General features: G+C 39.4%; 13 protein-coding genes. 4 read left to right on the plus strand and 9 right to left on the minus strand.

Translation table 11 applies throughout. The features are described 5' to 3' along the window. Positions 1–94 precede the first annotated feature (94 nt). The 6 genes from B9A22_RS21610 to B9A22_RS21635 form a co-directional block, all read right to left on the minus strand. Positions 95–1,216: a glycosyltransferase family protein gene (locus B9A22_RS21610; RefSeq protein WP_084578025.1), complete on the minus strand. Its 1,122-nt coding sequence runs from the start codon at positions 1,214–1,216 to the stop codon at positions 95–97. An 85-nt stretch (positions 1,217–1,301) separates the two neighbouring features. Continuing rightward, complete coding sequence (locus tag B9A22_RS21615; protein WP_176215640.1) at positions 1,302–2,219, minus strand: glycosyltransferase; 918 nt, start codon at positions 2,217–2,219, stop codon at positions 1,302–1,304. A gap of 109 nt (positions 2,220–2,328) precedes the next feature. Then, positions 2,329–3,411, minus strand: coding sequence for a glycosyltransferase family protein (locus tag B9A22_RS21620; RefSeq protein ID WP_084578027.1), 1,083 nt, complete (start codon positions 3,409–3,411; stop codon positions 2,329–2,331). After that, positions 3,408–3,983: an acyltransferase gene (locus B9A22_RS21625; RefSeq protein ID WP_084578028.1), complete on the minus strand. Its 576-nt coding sequence runs from the start codon at positions 3,981–3,983 to the stop codon at positions 3,408–3,410. The genes B9A22_RS21620 and B9A22_RS21625 overlap by 4 nt, the downstream gene beginning before the upstream one ends. Positions 3,984–4,009: 26 nt before the next feature. Further along, positions 4,010–4,939 carry an NAD-dependent epimerase/dehydratase family protein gene (locus tag B9A22_RS21630; protein ID WP_084578029.1) on the minus strand — a complete coding sequence of 310 codons (930 nt, stop codon included), beginning with the start codon at positions 4,937–4,939 and terminating at the stop codon, positions 4,010–4,012. A 12-nt stretch (positions 4,940–4,951) separates the two neighbouring features. Then, entirely contained in the window at positions 4,952–6,055 is a 1,104-nt protein-coding gene (locus B9A22_RS21635) for a DegT/DnrJ/EryC1/StrS family aminotransferase (RefSeq protein ID WP_176215641.1), read from the minus strand. A 381-nt stretch (positions 6,056–6,436) separates the two neighbouring features. Here B9A22_RS21635 and gmd point away from each other — a divergent pair, with 381 nt between their 5' ends. The 4 genes from gmd (at position 6,437) to B9A22_RS21650 (ending at position 9,011) form a co-directional block, all read left to right on the plus strand. Then, complete coding sequence (gene gmd / locus B9A22_RS21640; RefSeq protein WP_084578031.1) at positions 6,437–7,525, plus strand: GDP-mannose 4,6-dehydratase; 1,089 nt, start codon at positions 6,437–6,439, stop codon at positions 7,523–7,525. A gap of 112 nt (positions 7,526–7,637) precedes the next feature. After that, positions 7,638–7,994 carry an NAD-dependent epimerase/dehydratase family protein gene (locus B9A22_RS26600; protein WP_245824096.1) on the plus strand — a complete coding sequence of 119 codons (357 nt, stop codon included), beginning with the start codon at positions 7,638–7,640 and terminating at the stop codon, positions 7,992–7,994. Continuing rightward, a complete protein-coding gene (locus B9A22_RS26605; protein WP_245824097.1) occupies positions 7,994–8,266 on the plus strand; it encodes a Rossmann-fold NAD(P)-binding domain-containing protein in 273 nt (90 codons plus the stop codon). Before B9A22_RS26600 ends, B9A22_RS26605 begins: the two co-directional genes overlap by 1 nt. Positions 8,267–8,309: 43 nt before the next feature. Next, positions 8,310–9,011: a DUF268 domain-containing protein gene (locus tag B9A22_RS21650; protein ID WP_139796339.1), complete on the plus strand. Its 702-nt coding sequence runs from the start codon at positions 8,310–8,312 to the stop codon at positions 9,009–9,011. 401 nt (positions 9,012–9,412) lie between these two features. On the opposite strand, the gene B9A22_RS21655 is transcribed toward B9A22_RS21650, so the two are convergent. The 3 genes from B9A22_RS21655 to B9A22_RS21670 all read right to left on the minus strand — a co-directional run. After that, complete coding sequence (locus B9A22_RS21655; RefSeq protein WP_084578032.1) at positions 9,413–10,534, minus strand: tetratricopeptide repeat-containing glycosyltransferase family 2 protein; 1,122 nt, start codon at positions 10,532–10,534, stop codon at positions 9,413–9,415. Between the two features lie 179 nt (positions 10,535–10,713). Continuing rightward, on the minus strand, positions 10,714–12,438 hold the full coding sequence (locus B9A22_RS21660) for a right-handed parallel beta-helix repeat-containing protein (RefSeq protein ID WP_217806016.1): 1,725 nt from the start codon (positions 12,436–12,438) through the stop codon (positions 10,714–10,716). A gap of 512 nt (positions 12,439–12,950) precedes the next feature. Then, a partial coding sequence (locus B9A22_RS21670) for a BclA C-terminal domain-containing protein (RefSeq protein ID WP_425441426.1) occupies positions 12,951–13,463 on the minus strand: 513 nt, incomplete at its 5' end.

The following is a 13,463-nucleotide window of genomic DNA, read 5'->3' on the forward strand; positions in this document are numbered from 1 at the left end:
CCCTGGTCGATCTTATGATGACTGCCAGGGCCTACTATTCTAAAACAAATAATAAAGGTACTAAAATAATTTACACCTACCATTACTCCCGTATTTAGATTAATTTATTGATTAGATTTGTAAAACTTTCCGTATATGCTTCACGTGTATGATATTGTGTAGCAAAAGAACTTACCTTATCAGTCATTATTTTTAGCTCTGATTCAGGTAAATCATGTATATTTCGGACATAGTTTACTATTTCACTGATTATTTCGTTGGTATTATCAGTTTTTATTTCATAACCTAAGTGCGCTGAGCGTACAGCACTTGTCTTTGTAACAATTGGAATTAAGCCATAATGAATTGCTTGAGCGACTGAACCAGCTCCTCCTTCAGCAACACTTGCATAAACAATACTGATACACATCCTGGCAATATTACAAAATTCCTCTGACTCAATATTTAACCATCCATGATGAATAATATTGGGATGGTTTTGCAACATTGTTGAAAACCAATTCATAAATCCTTTTTCCGTAGTGTGACTGCCGATAATATGCAAGGTTAATTCAGGCATACTTGCAAAAGCTTCAACTACTAAATCAAGTCCTTTATGAATGGCTCCACCACCACCGATCCATAAAAAATGATTTCTTGCCAAATCAAAATCTTTTTTTATTTCAACTTTAGGTGACAATGCACTAATATTAAGCAATACCTTGGAACAAGTAGTAGTATACCCTTTTAACATTTCCTCATTGCCAAAATAGGTCATAAAATCAGCATAGTCATCTGCATAAATTGGCTTTATCTGTCTTTCGGCATCTACATAGATTCCTGTTCGATAGTAAAAGTCACGTATTCGACTTAGTTCACCCACATTATGAGTAAGCCAATGTTGTCCGGTAGAATAATATATCTTCTTTTGTCCTTTAATATCAGGAATCTTATGCATTACATAACCAAGATCAATAATATAGTCATATTTTTCCCATTCGAGAGACGGTAGATTACTGTAATCAGCATAATCAACAATAATACCGCTTTTGACGAAAATTTCTACCATTGCCGCTGATTCCCACCACATCGAATGAAAATTCAAATACGGCATTTGATATAGTTTTCCTTGCAACAACCAGGGTATTGCATCCATACAGTATATGATTAATACTCTTTTTGCATTTACCGGTAATATATTTGCGCCAATATTAAATATCCCCACACCATTATTCACATCACATCCTCCCTTATTATAGCAATCTCGGCTGTTTGTTACCCCAAAGACAAATAGTGATCCTAACACGGTTTTTACAATATTTCTATTTCGTCAAGAACAAACTTTGGTGTTGAGCTTCATTTTGGTTACAACTGGACAACCATACATCACACATCTGAAAGATTTGGGGGATGTTTTCATTATAAAAAATTTCTTGCATATTTATACTGCTATGTTGAATGCTAGATTTGCCATCAAATGAATTTGTTCCTATGCCGCGTTTTGCTAAATCTAAAATAGCATAATCTGGAAGTGGACTGATACTCTCTCCGGTATAAAACTGATGCAGCTTTTCACCCTCAAAATCTACACACCGGCTATATACAACAGAGTTACTCTGCACGTTGGTGATACGAACCCATGTACACCCTGTAAACCAAGCAATCTGCGCTTTGCCTGAAGTAACTCGCAAAGAGTACTCAGCATCAACCCTAATTACTCCAGTATGAAATAATCCCAATAATGGAATGGATTGCTTACGTAACATAATTCCTAAGCCACAAAACGAAAATGGCTTTGACGTTTTAACCCATTCTTGATAGTTAGCACTATAGGCAGATTTACAGAAGATGTCCGATTGGCTCCACTCAATTCCCGCACCATCTGTCGCAATTAAATCAATATGGGGATAAGACAGCATGTATTGTTTACAATAGCGAATACCTGGTAAATAAAAAGCATCATCGTCGGTAATAATCTTGATTAATTTGCCATTTGCCATTAAGAGTCCTTTGTTATATCCTTCCGCTTCTCCATGGTCTGGTTCTGATATAAAACAGTGAATAAGAGCTCTATTGTTTAGTTCGTTAAGATATTCTACCGTACCATCCGTACTTGCACCGTCCACCACTATTATTTCTTCATCCTCATGGATATTGACAATCAAACGACTTAGCACTTCTTTTAGAAAAACAAGCTTATTTCGAGTTGTAATAACCCAGCTTAAATTTACAATACCCACGCGTCTTCCTCTCCTTTGTAACTGTTCTCTCAATATTTGTTATTGCAGTTAAGCCAATGATTTGTTCTACTATCTCATTTCCGCCTATAATCATGGGAATTTACTCTAGCTATGATTCAGCCGTAGTCTCCTCTAATGCTTTTTTTATTTGCAATGCTCTATGCGCATAAGAATGGCGCTGTTTTACTGCCAAATAAGATTGTTGACTCCAGTAATTCCTATCGATTTTATCTGCTAAAAACTCTCTGATTAAATGCTGAAAGTGTTCTGGACTGGATGCCTGAAGCATTTCTTCTTCTGCAAATACTTCCCGCAGCGCCGAATTATGGTCAGCAATGCAAAAAGCGCCACATGCAGGTGCTTTTAAATATCGTTCCGTAATTTCGGCAATCAACCATCCAGCAGGCCCTGTAACAAGTGGAATGATACCGGCAGTAGAATATAGTTGCCTTTCACTTACTTCATCAATCATCCCGCCATAATGTTTATAAGGCCATTTTTGATATCCAAAGGGAACTAGCATTGTTTCCCATGGGCGTAAATACAGGTCAAATCCCTGGGCTTTTTCAGGCCAATATCCGCCTACATATGCCATCGCAATTTTCCCAAATTTATCTACATTAGGATCGGGAAAGTATCTAGCCTCATCATAACCGGGATAAATTGTTTCCCAACGCAGCCCATCATCCGTCCATCCTTGATACCACTCAAAGCCGTCTTTTCCTATCGCATTCCACACAAATTTTGGCTCAGCAAGCATAATTTTTGAATATGCTTGCAAAGAAACCTCCAATTCAGCATAATTTGCTAAAACTCTTCGCTCCCACTCACTATACTTTCGTGGGTGAATACCAACCCAAATAAACAAATCTACATCTCGTAATTTTCGTATATCAGCTGTACTTAAATCTTGAAACTCAAACTCACTCATAAAAACAGCGGGATTATCCCAGTTATCAATTTCTTTCGCAATATCAATATATGGCACTAATTTGGCAGGACCACAGACCTGAGCCCAACCGCGGGCAAAGCCAACCCTCATCAAAGCTGCCGCACTAAGAAAATCCTGATTAAATCCTCTTCCGCATGTAATTAAAAGTGGTTTATTCAAGCAGGAATTTAAAGGGGTAAATGTGGGTTGCACAATCCTTATCGAATTTCGAATATGGTCTTGAGTAGAATCTTCGCTCATGACTCTCCCTCCCAATTATCAAAAAAATAGCCCATTTGTTTGGCATTCTCAATGAGCTTTCGTCCATCTATTGTTTTTACCGGCTTGGCAGGATTACCGCTATAAATAGTCCAAGGTTCTGTCTTTCCTCTAATAACTGAGCCAACAGTAACCAGAACACCCATTGCCAAATTAGCTCCAGGAAGTACCACTGCATTAGTACCAACATTAGCAAAAGGTTCTAATATAACTGGTTCATTTATTAATCTACCATGATACTCAGCTGGAATCATAGTTCCAAAAAGTCCAGAATGATCAAAGCGATCAGAAACACAAACGATTCGCGAACCTGCCATTATATTATTAAATCCTGCACATTTCAGTAATCCTTCTTTACCACCAATACAAGTAACATAAGGACCGATATGAATAAAGTCACCTAAACTTACTTGTGTTGTACAATAAAATCCCCAATCGATGGCAATGTTAGAGCCCATGCTGAATAACTCCGGCCGACGAATATGTACATTAGAATTAATATATACATTTTTGCCAACAGTGTTTATTAAATTGTAATTATATTCATCATCCATACGTATGCGCTATCCTCCATGTGTTACTATAAACAGATTTGTCTATAGTAATCTATCGTTTTACGTATTCCATCTGAGAATTGAGTAAACGCAAAATCTCCAAAAACTTTTTTAAAGCGCTGATCATCCATAACCTTTTTTGGTGCCCCATCTGGTTTTGTTTCATCAAACACAATTTTTCCACTGTAATTAAAATGCTGTTGAATTATCTCAACCAATTCACGCACACTTAAACCATAATTCTGAGCAATATTTACTGGTTCTGACAAACCGATCATTTTTGGATTTTTAAGTATTTTTAAAATGATTTCTCCAAAATCTTTAGCATAAAGCCATTCACGTATTGCTATTCCTGTACCCCAGATTTCTATAGAACTTTGTCTTGTTTTTTCAGCATGGACAAATTTGGAAACAAGTGCATTAAGCGCATGAGCTTTATTAGGATCTGTAGAATCATAAGGCCCATACATATTAGGAACTAACAAAGAAATACTGCGCATTCCGTACTGCATATTAAAGCACTCACTGATTTCCCATAAAAATCGCCGTGTTGCTCCGTAAGATAATACCGAACGATGAACTGGCCCGTCCATCCACCTATCTTCAAGAAAAATATCTGCTTTAGCCGGATATGCACAATTAGCGATAGGGTTGATAATAAGAGCCTCTGGGCAAATTTTTGCAGCAGCTTCATACATGGTTAATATCATTTTACTATTATCAACGATCACTTTCGCAGCCTGTTGGGTCACATAATTCAGACTACCAACATGTGCAGCACAATTGATGATTACGTTTGGTAGCTCTTGCCGTAAAACAGTAAGAAAACTATCTTCGTTACGAAGATCAGTCCCCATTGTACGCGAAATAGTTCTGTATACTATCTGGTTCTCTGTTAAACACTCACAAACATTTCTGCCTACAAATCCAGTCCCGCCTAAAACAAGTACTGACACAAAATATCCCCCCTACCATCCCGCTTTGACAGCCGCTACGACAGTCGCTACAGTTTCATCTGTTAATCCGTCATGTATAGGAATATGCACCTGTGTTTCATTGAACTTATCTTGATTTGGTAAATCTCTCCTTCTCCCACCGAAACAGGAATTGTGATCAATTCCCAAATGAACAACAGATGCAGTTACCTCTCTACTCTGTAATGCTCGAATAAAGTCATTACGGCGCTCGACATGCATCCCGAAAAGCCATTCAGCGCTTTCTCGGTCTGAAGATGTTATGAAAGGCCGAATACCATCTATAGACCCTAGCGCATTTCTATAGTAACTGGCAATCTTTCTACGCCGTGCCAATCGCTCTGCAAACCCTTCTAGATTTGCCAAACCTAGCGCTGCAGCATAATCATTCATGTGATATTTATAGCCAATCGAAGCAATATCGTATTGGCGTTCGCCTAAGATTGACGGCTGCGAATGAGCCCGGTCAATGCCAAACCATCTTTTTACAAAAGCTTGTTCTGCATCACTTTTATCTAAACAACATACTGCCCCGCCGTCTCCGGTAGTAATATGCTTGATAGCTTGAAAAGAAAAGCATGTAAATTGCGATATTGAACCTACAGGTCTTCCTTTATATGTTGCTCCCGTAGCGTGAGCGGCATCTTCCACTACCGTCAAATCGTAGGCGTCCGCTATAGCGCCAATCTCATCCATATCACAAGGGGCTCCTCCCCAATGCACCGGCATAATGGCTTTTGTTTTTTTTGTTACCTTTTTTTCAATCGATTTAGGATCAATATTTCCACTTTCATATTGAATATCAGCAAAAATAACAGTCGCTTTTTGCTGCAAAACAACTAGTCCGGTAGCAACAAACGTTTGCGCTGGACATATAACTTCATCACCTGCCTCTATTCCCGCAAGAACCAAGGCAAGATGCAGAGCCGAAGTACCACTATTAACCGCAATTGGATTCACCCAGCCAAGTCTTGAAGTAAGTTGTGACTCAAATTCCTTTACTTTTACCCCTTCACTTAAATAGGTCGATTCCAGCACACGGCTAACATATTCGTTTGCCTTAGGACTGATATAGGTATTAAAAATTGGTATCTTCATTACAAACAGCATCCTCCTCCACCAAATGAACCACATTCCTGGTACTAGATACTATGCTGTTGGACTTTTTATTGTTACTACCAGAATTATTCAGTACCCCTTTGCTACCTTGACTGCTCATGCTAATGGCCTATTAGCTAGCAGCATATATTTGTCCTTTTTGAGGACATACATGATATAATGGCAAAAGCCCCGGATATTGCCGGGGCTTTTGCCATTATATCATTATATTTACGTTATTTGATTATCTTTATATAGAATCAATAGGTAACACTCACATGTCCTAAATCATATAGTATAAATATAAAAATTTTTATGGAGTAGAAACTTTCAATAATATGAGTCCGTTTAATCCTACTCTTAGAAAAAAGAAGGTATTTTATGCAAAAAATTGCGTTGATTACCGGCATCACTGGCCAAGATGGAGCTTACTTAGCTGAGTTTTTGCTAAATAAAGGGTATTATGTACATGGAATAAAACGAAGAAGCTCGCAGTTTAACACGGATCGGATTGATCACTTATATCGAGATATTCACGAAACTGACATTCGCTTTTTTCTCCATTATGGTGATCTTACCGATTCTACAAATTTAATTCGTATCATTCAACAAGTCCAACCTGACGAAATTTACAACCTGGCTGCGCAAAGTCACGTACAGGTTTCATTTGAAACTCCGGAATATACAGCTAATGTCGATGCTGTCGGAACTTTAAGACTACTCGAGGCCATTCGAATCATCGGCTTGACAACAAAGACCCGGATATATCAAGCATCCACTAGTGAGTTATTTGGTAAGGTACAAGAAACACCCCAGAAGGAGACGACCCCTTTTTATCCGCGTAGTCCATATGCCGCCGCTAAAATTTACGCTTACTGGATAACAGTAAACTATCGGGAAGCTTATGGGATATATGCATGTAATGGTATTTTATTTAATCATGAATCACCTATTCGCGGAGAGACCTTTGTAACCCGTAAAATCACCCGGGCAGCCGCACGGATTAAGCTTGGATTGCAAGAAAGCTTATATCTTGGTAATCTTGATGCCAAACGAGACTGGGGTTATGCCGGCGACTATGTGAAAGCTATGTGGATGATACTTCAGCAAGAACAGCCAGATGATTATGTAATTGCTACAGGAGAGACTCATTCGGTACGAGAGTTTGTAGGGTTGGCATTTAGAAATGCAGGCATTGATATTGTTTGGCGTGGTTCGGGATTGGAAGAAAAGGGAATAGATGCTGCTAGCGGCACGGAAATTGTCCATATAGACCCTCACTATTTTAGACCAACAGAAGTAGATCTTTTACTGGGTGATCCGACCAAGGCAAGAGAAAAACTGGGTTGGCAGTCAGAGACTAGCTTTGAAAAGCTGGTAAATATGATGGTTACAGCAGATATCGAAAATGCTGAGCGGGATTTATTGTGCAAAAAGAACGGTTTCAGAGTTAGTAACTGGATCGAGTAAAGGCAGTGCTATTACTGCGCTGGAGGAATGTAATGGACCTAGACTCTAAAATCTACGTTGCACGAAGCCGTGGTTTAGTGGGCTCCGCTATTTTACGTAGATTAAAAAACTCTTGTTTCTTGGCAGCTCATGTATTTATCCAAAATACGCTCCGCAACCAATAAAAGAAGAGTACCTGTTAACAGGGCAATTAGAGCCAACAAATGAACCTTATGCCATATCCAAAATATTTGGAATAAAACTATGCCAGGCTTACCGCCGACAATATGACGATAACTTTATATCAGTAATGCCGACTAATTTATATGGTATCAATGATAATTTCAACCTAGATACTTCGCATGTGCTTCCTGCGCTTATGAGAAAGTTTCATGAAGCTGGAAGCCCTTTAGTTTCTGTCTGGGGGAGCGGTAAGCCCAGACGGGAATTTCTTTGTGTAGATGACATGGCGATGCTTGCTGTTTTCTGATGCAACACTATAACGACGGCGAACTCATCAATATCGGTACAGGAATTGACATCACTATCGCTGAACTTGCTGCTATGATGGCTGAAATCACTGGTTTTACCGGTAAAATTATTTATGATACAACTAAACCGGATGGAACGCCGATTAAGCGCCTTGATGTCAGTAAAATAAACAAGATCGGCTGGTATGCACGTACATCCTTAAGAGCAGGAGTAGAGAAAACTTATCAATGGTTTTCAAAAGAGGAGTTGATGCTCTGCAGACGAATGTAGCAGTGATTGTTTACAAGTACAGTACAACGAAGGAGTGATATCTTTGAAGCCGCCACAAGAGATTCCTATAAAATTGTTCAATGAGTATACTTTGGATGGTAATATAGCAGTACAGAGTTACTACCTTAATGATACCGCCAGTCAACCACGCATTTACACTAAAGAAATGGTGGAACAAATGATTGAAGCAGCCAGTGCCCGTAAGATGAATTACTATGGACTTACAGACGCTTGGTTGTATCAGGCATTGGACGAGTACAGTATCAAGGGGAAAAATGTAGTTGTATATGGCTCACAGGAGCCTTGGTATGAAAGCATCTGCCTGAGTTATGGAGCAAAATGCACAACTATTGAATATCAGGAGATAACATCAATGCATCCAGGGATCAATGCCATCACACCAATGCAATATGAGCAATCCCCCACCTTATTTGATGCAGCTATTTCTATATCCTCATTTGAACATGATGGATTAGGGCGATATGGAGATCCTTTAAATCCTAACGGGGATATTGAGGCTATGAGAAAAACAAAAGATGCTTTGATTCCCGGTGGCATATTGTACCTGGCAGTGCCGTGCGCAACAAAAGACATTCTTGCTTGGAATGCTCATCGTATCTATGGCCCCAAGCGCCTGCCATTATTATTGCAAGGGTGGGAACTTCTTTTTGTTTTCGGAAAGTTAGAAGAAGCCCAAATGCCGACCGGATATATTCAACCGGTATTTGTGTTAAGAAAACCTTAGAGTTGGCATGCATTTGAGAATATAGCTTCAAAGAAAGCAACTTATGAGAATGAGTTAGATTGCTATATGCTATGTATATTAAAATGATCCAATCTTCTTTTTGACAAAGAAGCTAACCCAGAGTTATCAGAGTCACTGAATAAGGTGTCGCCAGTCAGTTAAAATGACGGCGACTTTTTATATTTTACTTGCGTAAGATGGCGTTGCTCCTTCATACTGATTATCATGTGCCATATTCAAACCAAATGCCACTCAGTAGGAAACGCGAAAAATTAAAAGAAGGAACCATTATCGGCCTGCCAGCCTAGATTCCCTCTTCTTGCAGCTTTCGCTACATTGATTTTACAATGTGCTAGAAATAGCAGTAGCTCACTCTAACCGTGGCACGAAAAAATTATCTTTTAGGTATCTTGTTTATTCTCATTACCTAGTTGGCTTCGTAGAAAATTTCTGTTATGTTGAATTCGCGGATCATCGGGAATAAATTTTGCTGCCATTTCATTGTGCTCATAAGCTAATTTATAGTCTCCAATCCGGGAATAACACACACACAGTTGAAGATGAGGCAACCAGGTTGAGCACGGATAATTAACTAATCCCCATGAAGCATTTGCAATATCCAGCTGAGTAGCTATTTTATACCAAAAAACAGCTTGCTTTAATTGATTATTATTAAGATGGTGAAAACCAAGACGGCAACAAAAATCGGCCCTTGGAGTGTCATACTGGAAAGATATATATATATACTTAAGCTGGTTTTCTACATCATTGAACTGGTAATAACAATCGGCTAAACTACCGCATGCACCAATATTATCTTCAACCCAGCCCTGCTTTGTTGCCAAGAATCTTTGGTAATACTCTATTGCCCGATTATAGAGTTTATGGTCTTTTAATTCGTTGGCGAAATAGTATAAATCTCGTGGTGAGAAAACTTCTCCTTTTAGCAGCCTTCGTTCATAGATTTTAAGATTGCGATCGCTATCGTGGCCCAAAGGCTGATGGGTTACGGCAATCGTTGTTTCTAATTGGGTACCGTACGCCTCTAAGCATTCGTGAACTGCTCCAAGCCAGCGGTAATTTTTTTCTCGCTTAACCAAACGTCTTCTACGAATTTGGCTAGTTACTTTTCCGTATTGATCAAAACCTAAATTGTAAAGCATACTGACAACCTCAAATTCCCGGCTGAGCGTTGATTTTAAATCAAGCAATTGTTGACGGTCTTGATCTAAAAAAACATCATCAGCATCTAGCCAGAGAATATATTCCTGTGTAGCTTGACTAAATGCATAATTACGAGCTGCAGCAAAATCGTCTATCCATTCAAAATCAAAGATGTTATTAGTAAACTGGCTCACCAATTCTTTGGTTTTATCTGTTGAACCTGTGTCTACTATTATGATTTCGTCAACAATTTGTTTGACAGATCGTAAACAACGCTCGATCGTAGCTTCTTCGTTTTTTACAATCATACAGAGACTAATGGTTATAGGCGACTGAGATTGCTTGGCAAACTCCGACATGTTACTACCTCCTGAAGATATGTATTCTTAATATCATATTCAGTGAAGTTTGTACTTGATAAATGATAAATGGGTTCTCGCGTATAAGGCGAGAACCCATTTATCCATGCAGTATCATTATGATTTTAATTACCACGAAAATGTTATGATCAATATCCAATGTGAATACATAATTGGGTTTACACCAATGGTAGCCAATAGCAACTCGCGAATGGTATTTCCGGTGGTGGCGTTATGGTCGTACTATATCCTACAATAAAACTAGCTGGAACTGTTGCACTTGCCCATCCTGCAGTAAAGAACAAGTTAGCAATTATATTGCCGGAACTAAAAAGCTCTGTAGTACCGGTAGAGCTTGCGTCAATTCCAATAAGTCCTTTTCCTGCAGTATTTTGAACATTGTTCCCAATGACTTCAATAAACGGGAAGATGCTTAGATTGGCATTGTTTAGTAACACCGGTACATTTCCCTCACTATTTGTCGTATTGTTATTAATATATAATTCGAAGTTCATACCATCAAACTCCTCAATGACGAGCAAGTGTCTTAAAGTAAAGGGAGACATTTGTTGCGTATTGTTGCTTATCAATAAATTACCTTGAAGTGTTCCTGAACTAACTGCAATATTTGTAATAATTATAAAGCTGCACCTTGCTGCTCCTGAGTCAGATACAAACGTATTGCTGGCAATAATACTTGCACCAGAAGTTGACGAAATAATAATATATCTATAACTATTAATAAGTGACGCAAGTGGCGCATAGGTGAAATTACAGTTGGTAATTTGAAACTCGGCCGCTTTAATTCCTATACCAAATTCACATACTGAAATCTCACAACTATCTACATAAATTCCAGTAGCCGCTAAATTATTGATTAAAATTACAGTTTCTACGGATAATACGGAAGGATAGTTTTGAACTATTTTCATGTTTTTAATAACAACATCTGATACTGTTACATTAAACATATTGGTTACAGATGATGATGTTGTTATTACTGTAGTAGATGCTATACCCTGACCTTCTATAGTAAGCGATTTATTAATGTCAATATTTGTTGTAATAACAAAAGTTTCAGCATCAAGTAATAATCTATCACCATCACTTGCAGCAGCAACAGCAGCTTGAATTGTAGTATAGGTTTGAGCAGAGCCTACTAGCAGTGTATTGCCTGTTGGAGGTGGGATTGGTCTAACGAGTGGTGGAGTAGGTTCAACAGTTTTAAAATATAATTGTCCAGTGGACACGTCAACATAGAGATCTCCCGTTTGGCCTATAACACATGTTGGTGCACCAACCCCGGATAACACAGTTGAACCGTTTGCACCAGTATCGCCGGTGGCTCCAGTGGCTCCAGTGGCTCCAGTGGCTCCAGTGGCTCCGGTGGCTCCAGTGGCTCCAGTGGCTCCGGTGGCTCCAGTTGCTCCAGTGGCTCCAGTGGCTCCTGCTTCACCTGTTGCGCCAGTGGCTCCAGTAACGCCTGTTGTTTCGGGCACTTCACCTAAGACTAACGAAGCTTTGATTGCTACATAAGGAGTATAAGTTACAGTATTGGGGGTTCGATTTACTAATCTTAATGTCATAGGTACATGAACATCATCAACTTGTATAAGCGCAAAGCCAACAACTTCACCTGTTTTTATCGGTGATTGTCCTTTGATTTCGTCACCCTTTGAGGTTACAATGGAAAACGCTATACCGCTAGAGCTAAGAGACGCTTGAGTTGCAACCCACCAATTAATAAAGTACCTCCCAGGCTTGGTTACCGTTATTTCCCCTGTTGCGAAATTATAACTTATTGCGACACCAAACTTACTCAACTCATGATCAAATATTACATTGCTATTAGTGCTAACTGTTCCAGCTGATAGCTTTTCTATTTGAAGACCTATGGTATCCACACTTTATACCTCCGTAAAAGATTAAATTTATTAAGAGATTAATTTACTTAACCCTTACACGTTACGCTAATAATGCTTATATATCCACAAGCTCCTCCCTTCTATGGCAATTAAAAATTCGTACTGATTTATACTATGAGGCGTTATGTAAAAAGGGAACTTTATGAATATACTTGCTTCTTAAGTATCTATTCAGGTGACTATCTGTTTCAAACTATTAGGTAGTTACACCACACACTTTGGATAGTTTTGGGCTACGTTTTGTTTGGCAAACTCACCCATCGCGCATATGCTTTATATGTAGTTCGTGTTCCTCAGACCAGAGCTTTGCCGCCGACTTCCTTCAGATTCCATCTCACAGTGGACACCCTTGTCTTAGGCTAACGGTTGGCACTATCAACCCCAATATTGGACTTTCACCAACAAGTAAGCGCACATGCTGGGCGCACCAAAAAAGCTGATCCCCACAATTTGTGAGGATCAGCTTTCATATTTATACGAACTCTCGTTACTTAGTCAAGCTTGAGAATATTTAATTGTGCGCTAACGCCCGCCGCTGCGAGTGTGATTCCTACTGAGCCTGAGCTTCGCAAAGTAATGTCGTCATTTGCATCCAGTGGGAGGATTACCTGACCAGTAATTTCTCCGTCATCTTCAAGGGCTGCAATCGGTGTAGCAGGGTTAACGGCATTGTTAACAGCAATCCCGATTTCAGCTCCAAGGCTTCCAGTAAATGAAACGTTATAGGTGATAAAATAGTCGCCTGTGGCTCCGATTGTTAGGGCAGTAAAAGGAGCTGACCCAAAAGTAATGCCTTGTGGTGTTCCGCTTACATTAGTAAATGGGATATCAGCTCCGGTTGCTACAACTGCTGAACCAAGTCGATATACACTAGCGTAAGCAGCAATACCATCACCGGTGGCTCCGGTGGCTCCAGTGGCTCCGGTAGCTCCTACTTCACCAGTGGCCCCAGTGGCTCCGGTAGCTCCTACTTCACCAGTTGCTCCAGTGGCTCCGGTAGCTCC

This window comes from Sporomusa malonica (assembly GCF_900176355.1).
Classification (GTDB): Bacteria; Bacillota; Negativicutes; order Sporomusales; family Sporomusaceae; genus Sporomusa; species Sporomusa malonica.